Below are 23627 nucleotides of genomic sequence, written 5' to 3' on the forward strand. Positions count from 1 at the left end.
AATGCGTGATCTTTCGCCAACCACCCTGTCCACGCCATGCAATTTGCCGACCGCCTGAACAACGTAGAAACCTCCGCCATCCGCGAGCTCTTCAAGCTGCTGGGCAAGCCCGGCATCATCAGCTTTGCGGGTGGCTTCCCCGACAGCGCGATGTTCGACGTGGAAGGCATCCGCGCCGCCAGCAATGCCGCTCTGACCGAAGAGCCCGGCGCTGCGCTGCAATACGGTGCGACCGAGGGCTACAACCCGCTGCGCGAGCAACTGGCAGCCTTCATGACAGCCAAGGGCGCCAAAGATGTGGTGGCCGACAACCTGATCGTGACCACCGGCAGCCAGCAGGCGCTGGACCTGCTGGGCAAGACGCTCATCAGCCCCGGCGACAAGGTGATCGTGGAAGGCCCCACCTTCCTGGCCACCATCCAGTGCTTTCGCCTCTACGGTGCCGAACTCATCAGTGCGCCCATCGATGGCAACGGTGTGAAAACCGACGAGCTGGAAAAACTCATCGCCGAGCACAAGCCCAAGTTCGTCTACCTGATCCCCACCTTCGGCAACCCCAGCGGCGCCATGCTGAGCCTGGAACGCCGCAAGGCCGTGCTGGAGATGGCCGTCAAGCACAACACCCTGATCGTCGAGGACGACCCCTACGGCGACCTGTACTTTGGCGACGCGCCACCTCCCAGCCTGCTGAACCTGTCGGCCACCGTGCCGGGTAGCCGTGAGCTGCTGGTGCACTGCGGCAGTTTGAGCAAGGTGCTGTCGCCCGGCCTGCGCGTGGGCTGGATGATTGCCCCGGCCGAGCTGCTGGCCAAGGCCACCATGTGCAAGCAGTTCAGCGATGCGCACACCAGCACCTTTGCGCAGGCCACGGCCGCGCAGTACCTCAAGGCAGGTCGCATGCCCGCCACGCTGGCCCACGTGCGCAAGGTGTACGCCGAACGCGCCCAGGCCATGGGCGACGCGCTGCGGAACGACCTGGGCGACGCCATCGAATTTGTGCAGCCCCAGGGCGGCCTGTTTGTGTGGGCGCGGCTCACCGGTGCGGGCGGCAAGGTGGCCGACGGCAACGTGCTGGCCAAGCGCGCTATTGAAAAGGGCGTGGCCTTTGTGCCCGGCACGCCGTTCTTCTGCGCCAACCCTGACCACGCCACCTTCCGCCTGTCGTTTGCCACGGCCGATGTGGACAAGATCCGCGAAGGCGTGGCGCGCCTGGGTCAGGCCATCTGAAAAGTCGATGTCTGACACCAACGATCTCGCCAACGTTCTCCAGCGCCTGGAAAGCCTGGAGATCAAGGCCAGCTTTACCGAAGACCTGCTGGACCAGCTGAACATGACCATCTACCAGCAGCAGCAACTGATCGACCGGTTGACGCACGAGGTCATCCAGCTGCGCCAGCAGGCGCCCGAAGGTGGCTCCAATGGCCCGCGCAACCTGCGCGACGAGCTGCCGCCGCACTACTGATCTGATTTTTCGATCTAAGCCTTCACAGCCCGCCAGGCTGCGTCCGCCAGCTCTGCACGATAGGTGGTAGGCGAGGGCAGTCCGCCCAAGGCAGCGTTGCCCGACAGCCAGGCCCTGCAATAGCTCTGCACGGGCCCCATCACCAGCGAGGGCATCAGCTCGCAAGGAAGGTTGCGCAGCGCGCCGGACTGCCGGTGCGGCTCAAACCAGGCCACCAGGGCCTGGTTGCGGCGCCGCGCGGCCTCGGCAAGGTCGGGCGTGCGTGGGCCGGCTGCCACGGCGCCCCGGGCCTGGAACAGAAAACGCGCCCGCTCGGGCTGCGCCACCACCCAGTCGAGATAGCCCGTGACCAGGGCCAACACGCCCGCCTCCACGCTCTGGGCGGCATCGAGCTGCGCCTGCACGCTGCGCGACTGGTCGTGAAAGATGTCGAAGTACAACGCCGCCACGATGCCGTCGCGGTTGCCAAAGTGGTGATAAATGCTGCCCACGCTGGCCCCGCAGCGCGCACGCACGCCGTCGATGGTGACCGCATCCACGCCGCCCTCGGCCGCGCAGGCCAGGGCGGCGTTCAGGATGTCCTGGCGGCGGTCGGTGGGTGCTTCGGCAGGGGATGAGCTGGGGGGCGGGGAAATGCGGCTTGCCATGGAACTGGATTCTAGAATAAAGTTCTAGAAAATACTTCTAGTCCGCGATCCTTCCATGCACTCCTCTCCTCCCATGGCCGCTCCTGCCGCCTCTGCAGCCGCTGCCTCCCTGCCTGGCACCGCCTTGTACCCACACCTGCTTGCCCCGCTGGACTTGGGCTTCACCACCCTCAAGAACCGTGTGCTCATGGGCTCCATGCACACCGGGCTGGAGGACGGGCGCGACCTTTCACGCATGGCGGCGTACTTCCGCGAGCGGGCCGAGGGGGATGTGGGCCTGATCGTGACCGGCGGGTTCGCACCCAACATTGCGGGCTGGGCCAAGCCATTTGCGGGCACGCTGGCGACCTCGGGCGCCGCCAGGCGCCACCGCGTGGTGACCGACGCGGTGCATGGCGCGGGCGGCAAGATTGCGCTGCAGATCCTGCACACCGGCCGCTATGCCTACCACCCGCTGGCGGTGGCCCCGTCGCGCCTGCAGTCGCCTATTTCACCCTTCACGCCGTTCGCGCTGTCGGCGCGCGGGGTGGAGCGCCAGATTCGCGCCTTCGTGCGCTGCGCCGTGAAGGCGCGCGAGGCCGGCTACGACGGCGTGGAGGTGATGGGCTCCGAGGGCTATTTCATCAACCAGTTCCTGTCGCAAGCCACCAACCTTCGGCGTGACGAATGGGGCGGCGACTACAGCCACCGCATGCGCCTGCCGGTGGAGATCATCGGCCGCATGCGCGAGGCCGTGGGGCCGGACTTCATCATCATCTACCGCCTGTCCATGATCGACCTGGTGCCCGGCGGCAGCGCCTGGGACGAGATCGTGACGCTGGGCAAGGCCGTGGCCACGGGCGGGGCGAACATCGTCAACACCGGCATTGGCTGGCACGAGGCACGGGTGCCCACCATAGCCACCAGCGTGCCGCGCGCAGCGTTTGCCTGGGTCACACAAAAGATGAAGGCCGAGTTTGCGGCGGCAGGCATCACCACGCCGCTGGTCACGTCCAACCGCATCAACACACCCGAGGTGGCCGAGCAGGTGCTGGCCGATGGCTGCGCCGACATGGTGTCGATGGCGCGGCCCCTGCTGGCCGACGCAGCGTTTGTGAAGAAGGCGGCTGAGGGCCGGGCCGACCGCATCAACACCTGCATCGCCTGCAACCAAGCCTGCCTGGACCACGTGTTCCAGAACAAGACCAGCAGCTGTCTGGTGAACCCGCGTGCGTGCCACGAGACCGAACTGGTGTACCGCCCGGTGTCGTCGCGCAAGCGTGTGGCGGTGGTGGGCGCAGGGCCTGCGGGCCTCACAGCCGCCACCGTGGCCGCCGAACGCGGGCACGAGGTGCATCTGTTCGACGCCGCGCCCGCCATCGGCGGCCAGCTCAACATGGCCAAGGTGGTGCCGGGCAAGGAAGAGTTCCACGAAATGCTGCGCTACCTGGCCACGCGGGTGGAGGACACGGGCGTGCAGCTGCACCTGAACCAGCGCGTGCAGGCCGCCGACCTGGTGGGCTTTGACGAAGTCATCGTCGCTACCGGCGTGGAGCCGCGCGACCCGAAGATCCCCGGCCAGGACCACCCCAAGGTACTGAGCTATATCGACGTGCTGCGCCACGGCAAGCCGGTGGGCGAGCGTGTGGCCATCATCGGCGCGGGCGGCATCGGCTTTGACGTGGCCGAATTCCTCACGCATGGCGACCACCCCTCCACCACGCTCGATCTGCCCGCCTGGAAGGCCGAGTGGGGCATCACCGACCCGGCCGATGCGCGCGGTGGCCTGGCCGCCAGCGGCCCGCGCGTAACGCCCCCTGCACGGCAGGTGACGCTGCTCCAGCGCAAGAAGGGCAAACTCGGCGCGGGCCTGGGCAAGACCACGGGATGGATCCACCGCACCACGCTCAAGATGAAAGAAGTGCAGATGGTGAGCGGCGTGAACTACGAGCGCATTGCCGACGAGGGCCTGCTGGTGTCTTATGGCGAAAAGCGCGACGACCCCACGTGGATTGCGTGCGACACCGTCGTGCTGTGCGCGGGGCAGGTGCCACTCTTCAGCTTGGCGCAGGCGCTGGAGGCTGCGGGCCACAAGCCGCACCGCATTGGCGGTGCGCTGGAAGCGGGCGAGCTGGATGCCAAGCGCGCCATCGACCAGGCGGCCCGGCTGGCGGCGCGGCTGTGAAGTGCATGGCCGAATTTTGATTAAAATTGGCCGTAAAGGCTTGGTGGATAAGCGCTAGTAGCTACTATTTTTATAGTGAATGGGTGATGGTGGTGCCGCTGTATGCTGCCTGTCAGGCCCTTGCAGCGCGTGGAACACCCGCAGCGCCGCCCACGCATCGTTGGCTGCATAGACCAACTGTGCTTCAGTCAACCGGGCGTTGGCCCAGTTCGAGGTGGCGGCCTTCTTGGATTTGATGAAGCGCTTGTTGAACAGCACGGCCACCGCGCCTTTCACGCCCATGTCCTTGCGGTAGCCCTGCTGCCGGAACACGGTGTTCAGCTCCAGCACGTCGGCCGGCTGAACGCCCAGCTTGTGCTGGATGCGCTTGGTATCGTCGCCCAGCCCAAAGCCTGCCTTGGTCACGCCGCGCAGCGCCAGCAGCTCGGCCACGCGGGCGCGACAGCCGGGGTTGTGGAGCTGGAAGACCCAGGCCCGCTCCAGCGTGGCCAGTTGCACGATGTGCGGCCCGTCCGACGGCTCATCGCGCACAAAGGTGGGCTTGGATTCGGTGTCAAAACCCCAGGCGCTGGCGGTGGCCAGATCGGTGCATGCCTCGTCGGCCTGCGCGGGCGTGGAGACCAGCGCAATGCGGTCCATGCCCAGGCGCTCAAAGGGTTCCAGCAGGGCGATCTGGTCTTTGTCTGGCGTGGGGTGCTGGGCTGTGCGTGCAGTGTGCTGGCGCGTGCCAGGGTGCGGCAGGCGCGGGTCAGGGAGAGAATCCGTCATGCTGACCATTGTGCCGTGCGGCAGGTGCGGGCGGGCGGGCTTGATGGAGCCGCGACGGCGTGGCCTCCTGGCCACCTCAGCGCTTACCGGCTTTGCGCAAGCGGGGAGCTTTCGCGATCTGCAACAAGGTTTCTGCGCAGGCCGTGATAGCCAACTCCTGGTGTGCCGCCAGCCAGCCCACGCCAAACCAGGCGTTCGGTTCGCCCGCCTCGGCAATCTCCCGGTACAACGCCGCGGCCACGCGCTCGTCGTTGAGTCGGCCCAGAGCCGACAGCGCAGGCTGCAGGCTGTCCAGAAACCGCGCGCTGGGCCCATCCAAAGCCGGCTCCACAAACTCGGTGAGGTAGCGCAAACGTTTGAGGCGTTTTCTCAGGCGGTGTTGGGCGTCGGGGGAGAGTTCGGCAAAGCACTGCATGCCTTTGTGCACCTGGGCATGCAGTGTGTGCAGGCGCTGTTGCACCCAGCGGCGAGTGTCTTTTGCAGCCAGACCCGCCGGTTCGCTGCCGGTGGCGCCATCCAGGCCCTGGGTGGTGAAGGCCATCAGGCCCACCAGCGCGCATTGGAAGGCTGCATCGCGCACGATGTGCTCCGCGGGCGCGGAACCGGTTGACCCATCCCCCAACATCTCCAGATGGGGTGCTCCGGCGGCGCGCAGTTCTGCCCCGATGCGTTGCAACACTTGGCTGCGGTCCCGCAGGTGGCCAAGATGCTGGAAGACCTGCACCAGCGGCGGCTCCCAGGCGGGGTCGAGGCCGCCGGGGGCCAGGGGCGCCAGCTCGCGCAGGGCGGTGCGCAGGCGGCGGATGCCAATGCGCAGCTGGTGCATGTGCTCGTCGTCACGTGAGCCCTCGGCGAGGTCGCTGGCAGGGCCAAGGATCTGCTGCAAGCACTGCGCCACCACGGCGCGCTGCAACGCTGCTCCTGTCGGCAGTTGCTGGTCAATGGTGGACAGAGGTCTGGTCTTGCGGTGCGAGTGGTTGCCGGGCACGGTCAGTAGCCGTTCGCCCCGCTCGGCCTTGGACACCGTGCTCAAAAACAGTCCATGTCGTGTGGCCCATTGCCTGGCGAGCGCTGCCAGGCCTGCCACCGGCCCGGCCTTGAGTTCCAGCTCCAGCTCGCAAATGCGTGCCTCGCGCTGTTGCGCGGTCCCACGGTGGGCCACAACCCGCCCTGTGTCCAGTGCCAGCTCTACCACCGCCCCTTGCCGGGTGATTTCGCGGGTGATGCGGTCCATTTCGGTTCCGTAGGTTTCGGTCAACGGGCCGCTGGCGGCGTGCAGCGCCTCCAGCAGCCGGGCACCTGCCACAGTGCCCGTGTGCAGTCGGGGCAGGGGCTCGGGCACGGTGCCTGCGGTGGCCGGGCCGCGTGCGGCGTTGTGCTCCTGCCGGTCCAGCGGGCCATCGCCCAGGGCCTTGACGGTCTGCACCCACTGATCGCCCTCGCGGCGCAAGCGAAAAGCAATGCCACGGGACGACAGCGCGCCATCTGCCGTATCGAAGTAGCGCGCTTCCATGCGGATGGGCTCGAAACGGCCTCGGCGCATGGCGGCGTTCACGCCTGCCACGCGCTCCGCGGGGATGCAGAATTTGAACTCGATTTCCATGTGGAGCAAAATTATCCTGAAATATCTGCTCGTTGTGGGCGCGTCAGCGCTGAAAATCGCACCACGGCCAATAGTAATATATCATGCAATATGTATGATTAAATCAAAATTGATTATTGTGCGAAGGAGTTCAAGGATGACATCAAACTCATTCCCAGTGGCTTTCCCTGGTGATCACGAATCGATGTAATGAGTTTGAATGCCGAGGCCTGTACGCGGTCTGGTAGGCGCACAAAATTATTCTCTTGCACCAGGGTGTCGCCATTCAAGAATGACCAGATAATGAATTTGAGCGCCTGGGCTGTCTGCTCAGGGGCTTGGGTCACTTTGGGAAACACCACAAAAGTGCCCATGGTGATCGGCCACACCGATTTGCCTGGGCGCTGGGTCAGTGTGCTGTGGAAAGCTCCGGAGGCCGACCAGTCGCTATGGGAGAGGGCCGCCCTGAACCCATCAATGGAGGGCCCGAGAAACACGCCTTCGGCATTTTTCATCTGCACGGCAGCCAGACCATATTCGGCTACATACCCAAAGTCCAAGTAGCCGATGGCACCCAAGGTGTCGCGCACGCCTTTGGCCACGCCATCGCTACCCTTGAAGGCGAGAAACCCGGCAGGCCATGCAATGCTTGTCTTGGTGCCGTAGGTGGCCTTCCATTGGGGGTTGACCTTGCCCAGGTAGTCCGCAAAGTTATAGGTGGTACCCGAGCCATCTGCACGCACCACCACCTTGATGGGTAGGTCAGGCAGAGACATTTCGGGGTTCAGTGCGGTGATTTCCACCGCGTTCCAGCGGTTGATTTCCCCCATGAAGATCCGGCTCAGCACATTCCCGTCCAGGCGCAACTGCGCACTTTGCACCTTGGGCAGGTTGACGATGGGAGTAATGCCCGTGATGGCCACGGGCAGCGCCAGAAGGCCGTGTTCCATCAGGTCCTTCTCGGGTGGATAGACATCCGTGGCCCCAAAGCCGGTGGCCTGCTGCTGGATTTTTTTCATGCCCGCACTGGAGCCGACGGGGTCGTAGTCCACTTTGCTACCGGTGGCCTTGAAATAGGCCTTGGCCCAGCTGCGGTAAATGGGAGCGGCTGCGGATGAGCCAGCGCCGGTCACATTCTGAGCATTGGCGTGGTCTGCGGGTATCAGCCCAAGCGACAGCAAGAATGCGAAGTAAAAATATTTCATGTCCAGAAGATTTTTGATGTTAATCATATCAAGGCGGCGCGAATTTTAGCGTATCGGAAAAGTGATTGAATGTCTCGGGTCGTCACTATTCTGTCATTTGAAACAATTAGTATCTTTGACATCAGGTAAAGATCCGCATGGGCAATGCAGCCCTGCGGCAATATCCGGTGGACGTTTACAAGAGATTCATATGCTTCATAAAATGAAAATTGGTACCCGCTTGGGACTGGCGTTCGCAGTGCTTTTGCTGCTGATATCGGCCGTGGCCGCGGGCGGCATCAGTGGAGCCAAGCGATTGACAGAGCGCAGCGCCGCGCTGTACGGCGACCGTACCGTGCCCATGGGCGTGCTAGCTGAAATCAGTCATCTCACGCAGCGCAACCGGGTGCTGGTGATGGACATGCTGATGGATCCGGGCACCAGCAACCTGCAGGCCAGCCACTCAGCCCTGACCGCCAATGTCGAGCGCATCCAGACCTTGTGGAATGACTATGCCGTCAAACCCCTGAGCGTCGACGAGCAGGCCCTGGCGCAGGCCTTTGCCAACGCCAACGCCACTTACCTCGACAAAGGCCTGATCCCCGCTTCCACTGCATTGGTGGCGGGCAAATACGACGACGGTTCCGAGTTGTACATCAACCAGATCCGCCCCAACGCCGTCAAGGTGCAGGAGGCCATCGAGCGCCTGGTGGCTATGCAGATCGATGTGGCGGCTGCCGAGTTTGCTGGAGCGCACACATTGAGCGACACCATCCACTGGTGGATGTTGGCGGCCACGGCGTTGGCCTTGATGACAGGAGCTGCGATGGCCTGGGTCATCACCCGTTCCATTGCGAGGCCCCTGGGCCAGGCCGTCGTGCTTGCCCGCACGGTCGCGGGCGGCGATCTGACTGCCCGCATCGACGTTCGCGGCAGCGACGAAACCGCCGAGTTGCTGGGCGCCCTGCGCGAGATGAACCACCAGCTGGTGCGCGTGATCACCGAGGTGCGCGAAAGCACCGAAACCGTGGCGCAGGAGGCCGTGCTGATCGCCGACGGCACCGAAGACCTGGCACGCCGCACCGAGGTGCAGGCATCGAACCTGCAGGAGACGGCCGCATCGATGGAACAACTGACAGTCACCGTGCAGCACAACACCGACAACGCCCACCGGGCCACCGAGCTTGCGCAGGAAGCCGCCCGGGTGGCCCATGAAGGTGGCACGGTCATGCACGACGTGATTGCGACCATGCTGGAGATCAGCGTGCAGTCGCAGAAGGTGACCGACATCATCAAGGTGATCGATGACATCGCGTTTCAGACCAATCTGCTGGCCCTGAACGCGGCCGTCGAGGCTGCACGTGCGGGGGAGCAGGGGCGCGGCTTTGCCGTGGTGGCGGGTGAGGTGCGCGGTTTGTCCCAGCGCAGCAGCACGGCAGCCCGGGAGATCCGGGGGCTGATCGCGGCGAGCGTGCGCAGCGTGGAGCGGGGCGCCACCCTGGTTGACCAGGCGGGTGAACGCGTGGCCCTGACCGTGCAAAGGGTGGGTGGCGTGATGGCGCTGATGGGTGAGATCAAGGACGCCGGGCAGGAGCAGGCCCGCGGTATCGCGCAGATTGGCGAGGCCGTGCGCCAACTGGACGCTGCGACGCAGAAGAACGCCCTGCTCGTGGATGACAGTTCGTCCGCATCCAATGGCATGAAAAACCAGGTGCGGCGCCTGCTGGAAGTTGTCCAGCAGTTTCAGCTCGCGCCGTCGTCCCCTGGGGGCGGAGATGTGGCGTTGACCGGGGGGCCGGTGGGACTTACGGTGCCGGCGTTGCACGGTGGGGCCACATCCTCCCGGCCGCTGTCGCTGCCCGCGCACTGACGCAAAAAAAGCGGGGCTCTGCAGGGTGTGCAGCGCCCGTGCGCGCAGGTGGTGTGGGGTGGGTGCCGCTGCAGGCGGTACCATCGCCCATGAGAAAAATTTTCCAACTCCACGTTGAAGGCAAGAACCGCGACCGCGTTCTGGAGGCCGTCAAGCACGAAATCCGCAAGTACATCAAGCGCGAGCGCCGCCGCGATCTACCCGAAGGCGCCGATTTCTGGGATTTCGATTGCCGCTTTGGCCGGACCAAGGAGGACGCCCAGGAGGCGCACCTGTCGGCTTTGACTGGCCTGATCAACGAGGTGGCAGCCGAGGGCGGTGCGCAGTTCTATGTGGAAATTCTGGCCAGAGCTGCCCAGCGCAAGCCCAGGGCGCCGGGCGAGGCCGCTGGCAACGAGACCCAAGAGGCCGACGACGAAATTTGAACGCCCCGGTTTTACCCGGCAATGACAGGCTCCTTTCAGGAGCCTTTTTTGTTGTGGGCGGCGGGATCGGCGGAAGCAGCGTGCGCAGCGGCCGCGCGCAACTTGTCTTTCTTGCTGGGGCGTTTGCCTTTGACGCCACCGGTGCCTTCGGGGTCGGTGACCGGTGCGGGCGCGGGTGCCTCGGTGGGTTCAAACCCTGCAATCTGTTCTCGCGGCAGTGCGAGGTGCTGGCGTTTTTCTATGAGGCGAAAGTGCGCCTCCGCGTCCGCCGTCACGAAACTCACGGCCACGCCGCTTTCGCCCGCACGGCCGGTGCGCCCGATGCGGTGCACGTAATCCACGGCAGAACGGGGCAGGTCGTAGTTGACCACGGCCGGCAGCTGCGCAATGTCGATGCCGCGCGCGGCCAGATCGGTGGTCACCACCACCTGCCAGCGCTCGTCCTTGAACTCCTGCAAAACCTGATTGCGCGCGCCCTGGCTGATCCCGCCGTGGAACGGCGTGGCATAGATGCCGGCCTTGTAGAGCTTCTCGGCCACATGCTCGGCGGCATACTGGGTGGCCACGAACACCAGCACGCGTGACCAGTTGTGCTCCTTCACCAGATGGCGCAGCAGCTGGGTGCGGCGGCTGGCGTCCACCGCAATGGCGCGTTGCTCGATGGCGGGTTCGTTGCCGGGGGTGTGAGGCACCTCGACACGCACGGGGTTTTTCAGGAGGCCATCGGCCAGCGTCTGCACTGCCGCTGGGAAGGTGGCAGAAAAAAAGAGGTTCTGCCGTTGCGCAGGCAGCAGTGCCAGCACACGCTGCAGTTCTTCCGCAAAGCCCAGATCCAGCAGCCGGTCGGCTTCATCCAGCACGAGATGCGCCACGGCGCCCAGCCGCAGTGCGTTGTGCTCCACCAGGTCCAGCAGGCGGCCGGGTGTGGCCACCACGATGTCGGCGCCACCGCGCAGGCCCAGCATCTGGGGGTTGATCGACACGCCGCCAAACACGATGGCGATCTTGAGCGGTTGCAGCAGGTGCTGGGCCAGGCTGCGCAGCACCTCGCCCACCTGGGCCGCGAGCTCGCGCGTAGGCACCAGCACCAGGGCCCGCACCCTGCGCGGCCCCCCGGTGGCGCTCAGCTGCAATTGCTGCAGCAAGGGCAGGGCAAAAGCGGCGGTTTTTCCAGACCCCGTCTGCGCCGCACCCAGCAGGTCCGCGCCCTGCAGGATGGCCGGGATGGCCGCAGCCTGGATGGGGGTGGGCGTGACAAAGCCCGCTTTTTCTGCAGCGTGGGCAAGGGCAGGGGACAAACCGAGAGAGGCAAAGGGCATGGAGGCAGCGCCAGGCGGCGCCCGACAGGTGAACGCACGCCAGCGCAATCGCAAAAAGAAGCTGCGATTGTCGCCGCACTTGCACAACGGCCGTGAATGCAGTGGCTCGAGGGCCGCCGCGCGCTGCTGTGGAGCGGCCGATAATCACCCCACCGGCGATTCGCCGACGTTCCCATTTCAACGCCATGGCCCTCACCCTCGATTCTTCAGCCATCACCCACGGTATTCAGCTCGCGGTGGCTCCGGTGTTTCTGCTGACCGCCGTGTCCGGAATGATTGGAGCCGTGGCTGGGCGGCTGGCGCGCATCATTGACCGTGCCCGCGTGGTGGAAGACCGCGCCCGCGCCAACACCGAGCCAGATTTTGTGGCCCGCGCCTACCAGGAGCTGGGCGATTTGCGGTTGCGCGGGCGGCTGGCCAACGGGTGCATTGGCTTGCTCACGTTCTGTGCGTTTTTGATCGGCATCACCATCATCTTGCTGTTTCTCGGAGAGACCACCAACTTCCAGTCCAACCGGCTGGCCGTGGCCGGGTTTCTGGCAGGGGTGGTGTCGTTTTTGCTGGCCCTGGTGTGCTTTCTGGCCGAAACCCTGCTGGCCACCCGCCTGCTGAACTTTCACATGCTCCAGCGCGATGCGGAGGGCTCGACATGAAATCGCTGGCGGACCTGGGCGGGCTGGTGTATTCAACCGAACCGGGCCGCATGTGCCCTGACTGCCGCCAGCCTGTGGCGCAATGCACCTGCAGGCAGAACAAGCCCCTGCCCACTGGCGACGGCATCGTGCGCGTGTCCCGCGAAACGAAGGGCCGTGGCGGCAAGGCCGTCACCCTGGTCAAGGGCGTGCTGGTGGACTCGGCTGCATTGGAGCAACTGGGCAAGCAGCTCAAGGCCACCTGCGGCAGCGGCGGCACGGTGAAGGACGGCGTGATCGAAGTGCAGGGCGACCACGTGGAGCGTGTGATGGCCGCACTGCAAAAGCTGGGCCACAAGGTCAAGCGTGCGGGCGGCTGAGGGGCGGGCAATGGATGCGGACAAGCTGCAGCGCCTGGTGACCACCGAGATGCCCTATGGCAAGCACAAAGGCACGCTGCTGGCCGACCTGCCAGGCAACTACCTGAACTGGTTTGCGCGTGAGGGTTTCCCCAAGGGCGAACTGGGGCAATTGCTGGCACTGATGCACGAAATCGACCACAACGGCTTGTCCGACCTGCTCACGCCGTTGCGGAGCCGTTAATCGGTGCGGGGGCGGTTGCGTTCACCGTCCTTTTCCCGACACCGGCCTCCACCATAATGGCCCCCACCGTCTGACAACAAACCCCGAGGGAATGCACATGAAGGGCCATATCGCTGCGATCGTCCTGGTCGTTTTGGGCGTGTTTTTTCTGCTGACCAACCTCGGGTTGATCAGCATCAGCCTGCGTGAGCTGCTGCGGGTGTGGTGGCCGGTGGCGCTGATTGCTGTGGGCCTGGCGCTGTTCTTCACGCCCGGCGAGAAGAAGAAGTAGGCGGTCCCGGCGCCCAGGTTCCGGCCTTGGATCAAGGCACGTCGTGCCCGCTGTGTGTGTGGCGCGCAGGCGCAAACGCCGGGTCATTGCCGAAGTAGCCCCTGAACAGATTGCGCGCAATGCCATGCGCGGCAACCTGCAGTTCGCGCGCCACTTCGGGTGCAAAAAGGCGATTGGTGTGCTGCTGCCACAGCCCCACCCAGGCCGCAAAGTGGGCGGGCGTGACGCCCTCCAGCGCCATGTGCTTGCCAAAGACGTCGCCCTTGAAGCTGCGCGTGCCCAGGGCCACGGTGCTCCAGAAGTCCACCAGGCGCTGCAGGTGGGAATCCCATCGGCCGTGCAGTGCCTGTTCAAACACCGGGCCCAGCAAGGGGTCACGGCGCACGTCGCCATAAAACCCGTGTACCAGCTGCGAGATGCTTTCCACGCTTGGCGCAAGCGGGTAGTGGCTCGGGCGTGCAGCGTCGGGTGGACTCATGGCAGCAGTTCCGCCTCAGCTGCAGCCGCAGCCGGACGAGCCGCAGCCCTGCGATGATGCCGCGCTGGCCTCGAACACCGGGAACAGCACATTGTTTTCCAGGTGGATGTGGTTGATGAGGTCATCGCCGAGCTGCGCAACGCCAGCGTACAGTGCACGCCAGGTGTTGCAGGCGCCTTGTGGCGGTGTGGCGTCGTTGGTCAGGGCGTTGAGCTTGTCCAAGGCCTCGCCGTGGTCCACGTGTTCGGCACGCATCATGCCAATGGGCTGGCCGACAAATGGATTACCGCCGTTCTTGAGCATGGGGAACAGCACCTGCTCTTCCTTGAGCATGTGCGAAAGCAGCTCCTGGTGCATGGCCTCCAGGTGGTCGGCCAGGCCTGCGGGGACATGCGGGTTGTCGCGGTGCACAGCCTCCACGCGCCGCGCCATGCGGATGAGTTCGGGCAGCTGCTGGCGATGCACCTCGTGGTAGCGCGCCAGGATGTGGTCGATGAGTTCTGCGGGTGTGGCTGCCTGCGGCGCGGCGTCGCTGCGCTGCAGGGCAGAGAGCTCTGCGAGCACCGCATCCACGTCCAGGCCCTTTTCTGCCGCCGCGTGGGCCAGGCTGACCTGACCGCCGCAGCAGAAATCAAGCTTCAGGCGCCGGAACACCGCCGTCGCGCCGGGCAGCTGCACGGCAATCTGGCCGATCTGCTGGTCGGCATGGAGGGCGGGCTGGGCTGCGTGCAGGGTGTCGATACGGGCGTTCATGGCGGTCCTTATAAAGATTCATGTGATGTGAATATTTTATCCAATAAAATGCAATATTCGTACATCTTTCACTTTGACCTGCGACAAATCCCATGCGCCTCACCCAATGGACCGACTACACCCTGCGCGTGCTGATGTACTGTGCGGCAACGCAAGGTCGCGCCCAGCCAGTGACCATCACCGAGGTGGCCGAGGGCTATGGCATCTCACGCAGCCACCTGATGAAGATCGTGCAGCAGCTTGCCGCGCAGGGCCTGCTGGAGACCACGCGCGGGCGCGGAGGCGGTATGCGCCTCATGGTGCCCGCGTCTTCCATCAACATCGGTGCGGTGGTGCGCGCTACCGAAACCGATTTCAACCTGGTGGAGTGTTTTGACCCTGCCACCAACCAGTGCCGCCTGAACAACCATTGCCGCCTCAAAGGCGCGCTCTGGCGGGCCATGCAGGCGTTTCTGGCGGTGCTGGACGGCGTGACGCTCGAGGATCTGATGGTGACGTCGTCCGGGGCGTCGGGCGCAGGGAGTGCGGCGCGCACCGTGTTGCCCACGGTGGCCCTGCCGCGCAACAGTGCGCTGGCGCGGCGACGCAAGCCGGGGGCGGCAGAACCGGAATTCGAATGAAATTGGCCGCCAGCGCTTGACTGGTGGGCGCGAGCAGCTATTTATTCAGGAGCATGGCGCCCCACCTCGGCATGGCGTGTGCCCACCACAGCCGCAGGCGCATGGCCCATTCGGGGGTGTAGCCCGAGGTGGCAAACCGCACCTGGCCATCGGCATCGATGACCACCAGCGCAGGCACGGAGCGCACGCCCCAGCTGCGCGACAGGGTGCCCTGCGCGTCCACCGCCGTGGGCCAGGCCATGCCGCGCTGGCGCTGCACCTGGGCCACGCGTTCGGCATTGCCCGACTGCATGGCCACGCCCAGCACGGGCCAGTCGGCAGACAGGCTGGCGATACTGGGCTCTTCGAGCTTGCAAATGGAACACCATTCGGCCCAGAAGTGCAGGGCCACGGGCTGGCCGGGGTGCAGAGCGCGCCACTGTGCCAAGGTGGTGTGCAGCGGCGGCGCGCTGGCATCCGCCAGGGTGGGGGCCATGAGCAGTGCCACATCGGGCGCAGGGCCTTGGGGCAGGTCGCGGGTGCGCCAGGTGTCCACCGCCACGATGGCGATCCAGGCGAGCGTGAGCGTGGCCAGGTGCTGCTTCCAGCCCCTGCGCAGGGACTGCACGGCGCGGATGGTGCGGGCCTTCAGCATGGTGGTTGTGTCGCGGAGTGCGGGGGTCAGCGCAGCACTTCCAGCAGCCGGTCGAGCCCGCCCTGGTTGATGGCGACCTTGGCCTGTGCGCGTACGGCGGGCTTGGCATGGTAGGCCACCGAAAGGCCGGCCGCGCCCATCATGGGCAGGTCGTTGGCGCCGTCGCCTACGGCAATCGCCTGCTGGGGCGAGATGCCCATGAGCGAAGCCACCTCCAGCAGTGTGCGGCGCTTTTCCGCACCGTCGCAGATGTCGCCCCAAGGTTGGTCCACCATGCGGCCGGTGAGTTGGCCATCTTGCACTTCCAGCATGTTGGAGCGCGCAAAGTCGATACCAAGCCCGGTTTTGACGCGGTCGGCAAAGAAGGTGAAGCCGCCCGAGACCAGCAGCGTGGTCAGGCCCGCCGCCTTGGCGGCGGTGATCAGCTCCTTGGCGCCGGGGTTGAAGCGCAGGCGCTCGGCGAACACCTGTTCCATGTGCTGCACCGTCACGCCCTTGAGCAGGGCCACGCGCTGGCGCAGGCTTTCCTTGTAGTCGGTGATCACGCCCTGCATGGCCGCTTCGGTAATGGCGGCCACCTCTGCCTTGCGGCCTGCGGCGTCGGCGATTTCGTCCACGCACTCGATGTTGATGAGGGTGGAGTCCATGTCAAACGCGATGAGCTTGTAGCTCGACAGGGACAGGGGCGGAACGATGCCCTGGACAACAAGGCCGGGGGCGAATTCGGTGGCGTGGGTCATGGCACAAATGGGGCAGGTGGGTGCAGGGATCAGAACGCGTAATGGTATCGCCCCGCCCCTGGCCGATATACGGAAAGGCCGCGGGGGCTTGCCCACGGGTTCAGTCGGGCCGGGGCAGGTACAGCCGGTCCGACCAGGTCGCCAGCCACTCGGGCTTGAAGGCCACAAAAATCGCCGTGAGCATGCCGGTGACAAAACCATCCCCCCACGCCATCAGCCAGCGCGCTACCAGCGACAGCTCATCGCCCACGCCGGGCAGCAGGTGGCCGCTCCACTGCGACAGCACGCCCGCCGCAAACACGCAGACCACCGTGCCCAGAAATGCACGGCCCAGCACATAGACAAACGGTTTGGTGCCCGTGTAGCGCCGCACCAGCGCGCCCAGGCCCAGCGCCAGCGTCGCAGGCACCACGCCCAGCCACACGGTGGCGCCCAGCGCATCGGGCCAGGCCATGGCAGGGGAGACCAGGCAGGCCACCACGCCCACAGCGGCAAGTACCGGGATTGCCAGTGGCCAGCCCAGCATCAGCACCACCAGGCAGGCGCCCGACCATTGCAGTTGCAACGGCATCGCGTGCAGCGTGGGCAGGGCCCACATCCAGGGCAGCAGCACCAGGGTGGCCAGCAGCGGCGTCCACAGCGCAGACGGCGCGCCGTGGGTTTCGTGCGCCAGAGGTTTGCCGCTGGCCAGCATGCGCCAGGGCCGTGCTGCCAGCGCAGCCACCAGAGCGACGAGGACAAGAGCAGCTTCAAACCACATGATTCACTACACTATTGATAGCTGCTTGCGCATGCTGGATAAGCTCAAAAGACCATTTTGATTGATATTCATGCGGCAACCAGTGGCTGCCCCAGGTTGCGCAGGATGTCGCGCACCATCTGCGCGCGGTCCTTGGGGTCCTTCAGCTCGCGCTCGATGCGCAGCTTCTCGTTGCCCGCCAGCTTGATGTGCTTGTTCTTCTGGATCAGCTCGATGATGCGCATCGGGTCAATCGGCGGCTGGGGCTTGAAGGTGATGTTGATCACGCCAGGCGCCGCATCCACCTTCACCACGCCGTAGGGCTGGCTCAGTACGCGCAGGCGGTGCACGTCAATCAACGTCTGGGCCTGCGGCGGCAGCTTGCCGAAGCGGTCCACGATCTCTTCGAGCAGGCCGTCGATCTGGTCGGGTGTCTTGGCCGTGGCCAGCTTCTTGTAGAACGACAGGCGCAGATGCACGTCGCCGCAGTAGTCGTCGGGCAGCAGGGCGGGGGCGTGCAGGTTGATGTCGGTGGTGACGGACAGGGGGCTGAGCAGGTCGGGCTCCTTGCCGGCCTTGAGCGCCTTCACGGCCTCGCTCAGCATCTCGTTGTACAGCTGGAAGCCTACTTCGAGCATGTTGCCGCTCTGGTTCTCGCCCAGCACCTCGCCCGCGCCGCGGATCTCCAGGTCGTGCATGGCCAGGTAGAAGCCGCTGCCCAGTTCTTCCATCTGCTGGATGGCGTCCAGGCGCTGCGCGGCCTGCTTGGTCAGGCCCTCGGTGTCGGGCACCATCAGGTAGGCATAGGCCTGGTGGTGGCTGCGGCCCACGCGGCCGCGCAGCTGGTGCAGCTGCGCCAGGCCAAACTTGTCGGCGCGGCTCATGATGATGGTGTTGGCCGTGGGCACGTCGATGCCGGTCTCGATGATGGTCGAGCACAGCAGGATGTTGTAGCGCTGGGCCACGAAGTCGCGCATCACGCGCTCCAGTTCGCGTTCGGGCATCTGGCCGTGGGCCACGGCAATGCGGGCCTCGGGCAGGATCTCTTCGAGCTTCTGGCGGCGGTTCTCGATGGTCTCCACCTCGTTGTGCAAAAAGTAGACCTGCCCGCCGCGCTTGAGTTCGCGCAGCACCGCCTCGCGGATCACGCCCGTGCCCTCGTTGCGCACAAAGGTCTTGATCGCCAGGCGCCGCTGCGGCGCGGTGGCGATGACCGAGAGGTCGCGCAGCCCTTCGAGCGCCATGCCGAGCGTGCGCGGGATGGGCGTGGCGGTGAGGGTGAGCACGTCCACCTCGGCGCGCAGGGCCTTCATCTGCTCCTTGTGGCGCACGCCGAAGCGGTGTTCCTCGTCGATGATCAGGAGGCCCAGGTTGTGGAACTTGGTGGACTCGGAAAGCAGCTTGTGCGTGCCCACCACGATGTCCACCGTGCCGTCGCCGATGCCCTTGATGGCGGCGGTGATCTCCTTGCCCGAGCGAAAGCGCGAGACTTCGGCCACCTTCACCGGCCACTTGCTGAAGCGGTCCACCAGGGTCTGGTAGTGCTGCTCGGCCAGCAGGGTTGTGGGTGCCAGGAAGGCCACCTGCTTGCCGCCCGTCACAGCCACGAAGGCGGCGCGCAGCGCCACCTCTGTCTTGCCGAAACCCACGTCTCCACAGACCAGTCGGTCCATGGGGCGGGGCGAAATCATGTCCTGGATCACCGCATGGATGGCGGCGTTCTGGTCGGCCGTTTCCTCAAAGCCGAAGTCGTTGGCAAAGGTCTCGTAGTCTTGCGGGCTGTAGCGGAAGGCATGGCCCTGGCGTAGCGCGCGGCGGGCGTAGATGTTGAGCAGCTCGGCCGCGCTGTCGCGCACCTGCTCGGCGGCCTTGCGCTTGGCCTTTTCCCACTGGCCGCTGCCCAGCTTGTGCAGCGGCGCCTCGTCGGCGGAGACGCCGGTGTAGCGGCTGATGAGCTGCAGCTGGCTCACAGGCACATACAGCACGGCCTTGTTGGCGTATTCGAGGTGCAGAAACTCCTGCATGGCGGGCGTGCCGTCGGGGTTCTTGTTGCCCACATCCATGTTGACGAGGCCCCGGTAGCGGCCGATGCCATGCTGGCTGTGCACCACGGGGTCGCCCAGGGTCAGCTCGGCCAGGTCCTTGATCAGCGCCTCGACGTCGCTCACCTGCTCCTGCTTCTTGCGCCGGCGCGTGGTGGGGCCGGCGGCAAACAGCTCGGTCTCGGTGACGAAGTCGATGCCGTCCTCGATCCAGCTGAAGCCCACCGTGAGCCCTGCGGTGGCGATGCCCACCTTTTCGTCGGCCGTGCCCTGGAACTCGGCCAGCGAGTCGAAGGCCGGCGGGTTCACCCCGCTGGCGCGCAGAAAATCAAGCAGGCTCTCGCGCCGGCCATCGCTCTCGGCCAGCAGCAGCACGCGGTGTTGCGTGTTGCGGATGTGGGCGTGCAGGCGGGCGAGCGGGTCTTCGGCGCCGCGCACCACCGACAGGTCGCCCAGCTTGTGGAAGTTCGGGTTGTCGTCTACGTCCGCGACACCCGGGCGGATGGACAGCTGCGCATGCTCCTTGGAGCGCGTGTAGAACTGGTCGGCCGATAGGAACAGCGCCTCGGGCGGCAGCGCCGGGCGCTCGGGGTCGCCCTGCACCAGGCGAAAGCGGTCCTTGGTGTCCTGCCAGAAGCGCTGGAAGGCGGGCTCCAGGTCGCCGTGCAACACCACGGTGGCCTCGCCACCCAGGTAGTCGAACACGGTGGCCGTCTCGTCGAAGAACAGCGGCAGGTAGTACTCGATGCCCGCCGTGGCCACGCCCGCGCCCATGTCCTTGTAGATGCGGCTCTTGGTCGGGTCGCCCTCCAGCATCTCGCGCCAGCGGCTGCGGAATTTGGCGCGCGCATCGTCGTCCATGGGGAACTCGCGGCCGGGCAGCAGGCGCACCTCGGGCACGGGGTACAGGCTGCGCTGGCTGTCGGGGTCGAACGTGCGGATGCTGTCGATTTCGTCGTCGAACAAATCCACGCGGAACGGCACCAGCGAGCCCATCGGGAACAGGTCGATCAGCCCGCCGCGCACGGCGTACTCGCCCGGGCTTACCACCTGCGAGACGTGGCTGTAGCCCGCCAGCGTGAGCTGGGCCTTGAACTTGGCCTCGTCGAGCTTTTGCTTGACCTTGAAGTGGAAGGTGTAGCCCGCCAGAAAGGACGGTGGCGCCAGCCGGTACAACGCCGTGGTGGCGGGCACCAGCACCACGTCGGCGCCGGTGTCCTTGTCCTTCTGGCTGATGCGCCACAGCGTGGCCAGGCGTTCGCTGATCAGGTCCTGGTGCGGCGAGAAGCTGTCGTAGGGCAGCGTCTCCCAGTCGGGGAACAGCGCGCAACGCAGGCCAGGCGCAAAAAAGGCCATCTCATCAATGAGGCGCTGCGCATCGGTGGCGTCGGCCGTGACGATGGCGGTGGTGCGGCCCGCGGCCCTGTCGCGCTCGGCCAGGCGGGCCAGCAGCAGAGAGTCGGCGCTGCCCACGGGGCGGGGCAGGGTGAAGCGTTTTCCGGGGGAGAGTTTGGGCAGTTCCATGCGGACGGTGGCGTCGGTGGCCCCCCGCATCCCCAGGGGCGCGAAACACGCACGGGCTGGATCGGAGGGCAACGGAGGATTCTAGAATGAGCGCTCCATGATTGCTCCCTTGCTGCAACCCCCGCTCGTTCCTTTGTCTGCCCAGGGGCGGTTCTGGGCGCTGGTGCCCTGTGCGGGCGTGGGGTCGCGTGCAGTGGCAGCGGGCATTGCGGGTGCTGTGCAGGCGGCTCCCGCCCAGCCCTCCACCGTGGCGGCGTTTTCGGACCCCACCGCGGTCACTGCAGGCCCGTTACCCAAGCAGTACCACCTGGTGGCGGGGCATCCCATGGTGCTGCACACACTCGCAGCCTTTGCAGGCGTGGGGCGGCTGCTGGGGACGCTGGTGGCGGTAGCACCGGGTGACCGGTTTCTGGAGACCCACGCGCATCCCGCTTATTTTGTGGTGGAGTGTGGTGGCCCCACGCGGGCCGACACGGTGCTGGGCGGCCTCAAGGCGCTGCTGGAACGTGGCGCCCAGCCCCATGACTGGGTGCTGGTTCACGATGCGGCACGGTGCCTGGTGACCTCCGAGCAGATCAACGCCCTCATTGACCAGTGTGCGGGCGACAGCGTGGGAGGGCTGTTGGCGCACAAACTGGCCGACACGCTCAAAACCTCCATCGACGGGCCCGGCGGAGTACGCGTGGCCTCCACGGTGGACCGCAGTGACAAATGGCTGGCGCAAACGCCGCAGATGTTCCGCATCGGCCCGCTGATGGATGCCATCGTCAAGGTAGGCTCCAACGTGACCGATGAGGCCAGCGCAATGGAGGCCATGGGCTTTCACCCCCGCCTGGTACCCGGTGGGGCGCAGAATTTCAAGGTTACCTACCCGGACGATTTCGCGCTGGCCGCCGCAGTGCTGGCGCAGCGCGCGCACAGTACCACGCTGGAGCGCTTTGGCGGCGAACGGGGGCAGGTGACTACCGCCCCAGGCAAGAAGAATCTCTTTTAGGGGCGGCCCTTCCCGGCCCACCCGCTGGCTGCACGGGCCACCGGGGGGAACGCGTGGCAAACACAACGCCGCAAGGCACGTAAATACACAAAGGCAAGTGGATGAATATCAGGATTGGTGAAGGCTGGGATGTGCATGCCCTGGTGCCCGGCCGCCGGCTGGTGATAGGTGGTGTGGAGATTGAGCACCCCGTGGGGCTGCTGGGCCACTCGGACGCCGATGTGCTGCTGCATGCGATCACGGACGCGCTGCTCGGGGCCGCGGCCCTGGGTGACATTGGCAGCCATTTCCCGGATACCGATGCCGCCTTCCGCGGCGCGGATTCGGGCGTGCTGCTGGCAGAGGCTGCGCGGCGCGTGCGCGCTGCGGGCTATGAGGTCGGCAACATCGACAGCACCGTCATTGCCCAGGCGCCGCGCCTGGCAGCACATATTCCCGGCATGCGTGTGGCCATTGCGCATGCGGCGGGCGTTGCGCTGGGGCAGGTCAACGTGAAGGCCAAGACGGCAGAGCGTCTGGGGCCGGTGGGGCAGGGGCTTGCCATCGAGGCGCGTGCCGCAGTGCTGATCTGCGCCTGCTGACGGCAGGGCCCCGGCAGCCTGCGGTGCGCTTGCAGGCTGCCGTTGCCCGTTTCAGGTCACGCGGTCTTCAGCGCGGCGCCGGGGCAGCTGCCGCTTGACGGAGGGGCGCTGCAGGCGTTGCTTCGGATCGGCGCCGCCTGGCAGGTCGGTGGCGCGTTGCAGCTGCAGGTGGGCCACCAGGCCGCCGGTGCTGGAGTTGGCCAGCGCAAAAATGCCGCCCATGCGCTGTACCGTCTTGTCGACGATGGACAACCCCAGGCCCGCGCCCGCCGCAGCCGTGCGCGCGGAGTCACCCCGAAAAAACGGTTTGGTCAGGTTGGACAGCTGTTCAGGCGGTACGCCCGGACCGTGGTCGCGCAGCTTGACCAGTACCCAGTTTTCGCGGCCCTTGGCGGCAATCTCGACGCTGGTGATGCCGGTGTCTTCGGTCTTGCCGTAGCGCCGCGCGTTTTCGAGCAGATTGGAGATCACGCGCGCAAGCTCCACCTCGTCGGCCAGCACGTTCAGATCCTCGGGTACCGACATGGTGATCTGCAGCTCCCGATGGTCCTGCACGGCGTACACGCACGATGACACCACCGCGTGCATGTTGACGGGCGTGAGTGTCACGTGGTCGGGGCGGGCGTAATCCAGGAACTTGTCGATGGTGGCGTCAAGCTGAACGATATCGGCCACCATGTGCTCGCGCGCGACGTGGTCGTTGACGCTCATCTCGGTTTCCAGACGCAGGCGCGCCAGTGGCGTGCGCAGGTCATGCGAGATGCCGGCCAGCATCACGGCGCGATCCTGCTCCAGCTTGGCCAGCTTTTGCGCCATCCGGTTGAAGCCGATGTTCACCTCGCGGATTTCACTGGTCACCACTTCTTCGTCCAGGTGGCTGGCGGCAAAGTCACCGTCCTTGACGCGGTTGGCCGCATAGGACAGCTGCTTGAGTGGCCGGTTGATCAGTCGTGCAATGGCGGCGGCTCCGGCCAGGGACAGTGCTCCTGCCGTGATGAGCCAGATCAACCATGTGCGGCCCCCGGCCGGGCTGAAGCGCGAGCGGTCCATCAGCAGCCAGTTGGGGTCTCCGTTGATGTTGAAACCCACCCACAAGCCGGTCTCGCCATTGACGTTTTGCGCCACGATGGTGTCGGGCCCCAGGCGCTGGGTGAGCTCGTCGGTCAGGCGGTTGCCCAGGGCCGTGCCTTGGAGCAGTTCGAATTTGTCGGACGGCTCGCGCGGCAGGATGCGCACGCCTTCCTGGTCGGCCATGGTCTTGATGAGCGACACCCGGGCGATGGCGTCCGAGTGCACCAGCGCCGCGCGGCTGAGGTTGACCAGCGAGGCAATCTGCTGCGCGGTGTGCAGCGTGCGCGGCTCGAACTCCAGCGCACGCAGGGTCTGCAGCCAGGCCAGAATGCTCCCCACCAGCAGCAATGCCAGCAGGAAGAAGGTGCGCCAGAAAAGGTTGAGCCCCACGCGCGCACGGTGCTCGCGGGCCTGCCGCAGGGCTTCCAGGGGGGCGGGGCTGGTGGCGTCGGCAGGCCCGGTCACGGACTGCCGGGACGATGCTGAACGCGACCCCGGATTTCCGTCGGTTTTGCGCATAGGTA

At 65.7% G+C, this 23627-nt stretch carries 24 protein-coding genes; 12 read left to right on the forward strand and 12 right to left on the reverse strand.

Annotated features, from left to right (window positions below; all coding sequences use genetic code 11):
• The first annotated feature begins 36 nt into the window (after positions 1 to 36).
• Entirely contained in the window at positions 37 to 1227 is a 1191-nt protein-coding gene (locus AAFF19_RS10260) for a PLP-dependent aminotransferase family protein (protein WP_342721755.1), read from the forward strand.
• Between the two features lie 7 nt (positions 1228 to 1234).
• Complete coding sequence (locus tag AAFF19_RS10265) at positions 1235 to 1462, forward strand: SlyX family protein (RefSeq protein WP_008906148.1); 228 nt, start codon at positions 1235 to 1237, stop codon at positions 1460 to 1462.
• 14 nt (positions 1463 to 1476) lie between these two features.
• On the opposite strand, the gene AAFF19_RS10270 is transcribed toward AAFF19_RS10265, so the two are convergent.
• Entirely contained in the window at positions 1477 to 2109 is a 633-nt protein-coding gene (locus AAFF19_RS10270; RefSeq protein WP_342721756.1) for a TetR/AcrR family transcriptional regulator, read from the reverse strand.
• 73 nt (positions 2110 to 2182) lie between these two features.
• Between AAFF19_RS10270 and AAFF19_RS10275 the strand changes: the two genes are divergently transcribed.
• Positions 2183 to 4273 carry an NADPH-dependent 2,4-dienoyl-CoA reductase gene (locus tag AAFF19_RS10275; RefSeq protein WP_342721757.1) on the forward strand — a complete coding sequence of 697 codons (2091 nt, stop codon included), beginning with the start codon at positions 2183 to 2185 and terminating at the stop codon, positions 4271 to 4273.
• Between the two features lie 54 nt (positions 4274 to 4327).
• Here the strand turns inward: AAFF19_RS10275 and AAFF19_RS10280 are convergent, their stop codons facing one another.
• The 3 genes from AAFF19_RS10280 to pstS all read right to left on the reverse strand — a co-directional run bounded on the left by AAFF19_RS10280 (position 4328) and on the right by pstS (position 7855).
• Complete coding sequence (locus tag AAFF19_RS10280; protein WP_237707285.1) at positions 4328 to 5041, reverse strand: 3'-5' exonuclease; 714 nt, start codon at positions 5039 to 5041, stop codon at positions 4328 to 4330.
• Positions 5042 to 5117: 76 nt separating this feature from the next.
• A complete protein-coding gene (locus tag AAFF19_RS10285; protein ID WP_342721759.1) occupies positions 5118 to 6644 on the reverse strand; it encodes a CYTH and CHAD domain-containing protein in 1527 nt (508 codons plus the stop codon).
• A gap of 113 nt (positions 6645 to 6757) precedes the next feature.
• A complete protein-coding gene (pstS, locus tag AAFF19_RS10290; protein ID WP_342721760.1) occupies positions 6758 to 7855 on the reverse strand; it encodes a phosphate ABC transporter substrate-binding protein PstS in 1098 nt (365 codons plus the stop codon).
• Positions 7856 to 8030: 175 nt separating this feature from the next.
• On the opposite strand from pstS, the gene AAFF19_RS10295 reads away from it, so the two are divergent.
• Positions 8031 to 9677, forward strand: coding sequence for a methyl-accepting chemotaxis protein (locus AAFF19_RS10295; RefSeq protein WP_342721761.1), 1647 nt, complete (start codon positions 8031 to 8033; stop codon positions 9675 to 9677).
• Between the two features lie 89 nt (positions 9678 to 9766).
• Positions 9767 to 10102, forward strand: a complete 336-nt coding sequence (locus AAFF19_RS10300; protein WP_008906141.1) for a DUF6172 family protein — start codon at positions 9767 to 9769, stop codon at positions 10100 to 10102.
• Between the two features lie 35 nt (positions 10103 to 10137).
• On the opposite strand, the gene AAFF19_RS10305 is transcribed toward AAFF19_RS10300, so the two are convergent.
• The gene (locus AAFF19_RS10305; protein WP_342721762.1) at positions 10138 to 11421 is read right to left on the reverse strand and encodes a DEAD/DEAH box helicase; all 1284 of its coding nucleotides are present in this window, start codon (positions 11419 to 11421) and stop codon (positions 10138 to 10140) included.
• A gap of 185 nt (positions 11422 to 11606) precedes the next feature.
• On the opposite strand from AAFF19_RS10305, the gene AAFF19_RS10310 reads away from it, so the two are divergent.
• The 4 genes from AAFF19_RS10310 to AAFF19_RS10325 all read left to right on the forward strand — a co-directional run bounded on the left by AAFF19_RS10310 (position 11607) and on the right by AAFF19_RS10325 (position 12927).
• Positions 11607 to 12074: a DUF2721 domain-containing protein gene (locus tag AAFF19_RS10310; RefSeq protein WP_182119083.1), complete on the forward strand. Its 468-nt coding sequence runs from the start codon at positions 11607 to 11609 to the stop codon at positions 12072 to 12074.
• Complete coding sequence (locus tag AAFF19_RS10315) at positions 12071 to 12433, forward strand: translation initiation factor Sui1 (protein WP_342721763.1); 363 nt, start codon at positions 12071 to 12073, stop codon at positions 12431 to 12433. The genes AAFF19_RS10310 and AAFF19_RS10315 overlap by 4 nt, the downstream gene beginning before the upstream one ends.
• Positions 12434 to 12443: 10 nt before the next feature.
• Positions 12444 to 12656, forward strand: coding sequence for a DUF3820 family protein (locus tag AAFF19_RS10320; RefSeq protein ID WP_008906137.1), 213 nt, complete (start codon positions 12444 to 12446; stop codon positions 12654 to 12656).
• Positions 12657 to 12753: 97 nt separating this feature from the next.
• The gene (locus AAFF19_RS10325; protein ID WP_008906136.1) at positions 12754 to 12927 is read left to right on the forward strand and encodes a DUF5668 domain-containing protein; all 174 of its coding nucleotides are present in this window, start codon (positions 12754 to 12756) and stop codon (positions 12925 to 12927) included.
• 31 nt (positions 12928 to 12958) lie between these two features.
• Here the strand turns inward: AAFF19_RS10325 and AAFF19_RS10330 are convergent, their stop codons facing one another.
• Entirely contained in the window at positions 12959 to 13405 is a 447-nt protein-coding gene (locus AAFF19_RS10330; protein WP_342721764.1) for a group III truncated hemoglobin, read from the reverse strand.
• Positions 13406 to 13420: 15 nt separating this feature from the next.
• Positions 13421 to 14158, reverse strand: coding sequence for an iron-sulfur cluster repair protein YtfE (gene ytfE / locus AAFF19_RS10335; protein WP_342721765.1), 738 nt, complete (start codon positions 14156 to 14158; stop codon positions 13421 to 13423).
• 92 nt (positions 14159 to 14250) lie between these two features.
• Between ytfE and AAFF19_RS10340 the strand changes: the two genes are divergently transcribed.
• A complete protein-coding gene (locus AAFF19_RS10340) occupies positions 14251 to 14778 on the forward strand; it encodes an Rrf2 family transcriptional regulator (RefSeq protein WP_008906133.1) in 528 nt (175 codons plus the stop codon).
• A 37-nt stretch (positions 14779 to 14815) separates the two neighbouring features.
• Here the strand turns inward: AAFF19_RS10340 and AAFF19_RS10345 are convergent, their stop codons facing one another.
• The 4 genes from AAFF19_RS10345 to mfd all read right to left on the reverse strand — a co-directional run bounded on the left by AAFF19_RS10345 (position 14816) and on the right by mfd (position 20457).
• Positions 14816 to 15412 (reverse strand): protein disulfide oxidoreductase, encoded by a 597-nt coding sequence (locus tag AAFF19_RS10345; protein ID WP_008906132.1) that lies wholly within the window; start codon positions 15410 to 15412, stop codon positions 14816 to 14818.
• 26 nt (positions 15413 to 15438) lie between these two features.
• Positions 15439 to 16152, reverse strand: a complete 714-nt coding sequence (gene serB / locus AAFF19_RS10350; protein WP_342721766.1) for a phosphoserine phosphatase SerB — start codon at positions 16150 to 16152, stop codon at positions 15439 to 15441.
• Positions 16153 to 16252: 100 nt separating this feature from the next.
• Positions 16253 to 16912, reverse strand: coding sequence for a hypothetical protein (locus AAFF19_RS10355; protein WP_342721767.1), 660 nt, complete (start codon positions 16910 to 16912; stop codon positions 16253 to 16255).
• 68 nt (positions 16913 to 16980) lie between these two features.
• Positions 16981 to 20457, reverse strand: a complete 3477-nt coding sequence (gene mfd / locus AAFF19_RS10360) for a transcription-repair coupling factor (RefSeq protein WP_182119091.1) — start codon at positions 20455 to 20457, stop codon at positions 16981 to 16983.
• 97 nt (positions 20458 to 20554) lie between these two features.
• Between mfd and AAFF19_RS10365 the strand changes: the two genes are divergently transcribed.
• Positions 20555 to 21451: a 2-C-methyl-D-erythritol 4-phosphate cytidylyltransferase gene (locus AAFF19_RS10365; protein WP_182119092.1), complete on the forward strand. Its 897-nt coding sequence runs from the start codon at positions 20555 to 20557 to the stop codon at positions 21449 to 21451.
• Positions 21452 to 21552: 101 nt separating this feature from the next.
• On the forward strand, positions 21553 to 22032 hold the full coding sequence (gene ispF / locus AAFF19_RS10370; RefSeq protein WP_182119093.1) for a 2-C-methyl-D-erythritol 2,4-cyclodiphosphate synthase: 480 nt from the start codon (positions 21553 to 21555) through the stop codon (positions 22030 to 22032).
• A gap of 51 nt (positions 22033 to 22083) precedes the next feature.
• On the opposite strand, the gene AAFF19_RS10375 is transcribed toward ispF, so the two are convergent.
• The gene (locus AAFF19_RS10375; RefSeq protein ID WP_246330815.1) at positions 22084 to 23622 is read right to left on the reverse strand and encodes an ATP-binding protein; all 1539 of its coding nucleotides are present in this window, start codon (positions 23620 to 23622) and stop codon (positions 22084 to 22086) included.
• Positions 23623 to 23627 lie beyond the last annotated feature (5 nt).

This window comes from Acidovorax sp. FHTAMBA (assembly GCF_038958875.1).
Taxonomy (GTDB): domain Bacteria; phylum Pseudomonadota; class Gammaproteobacteria; order Burkholderiales; family Burkholderiaceae_C; genus Acidovorax.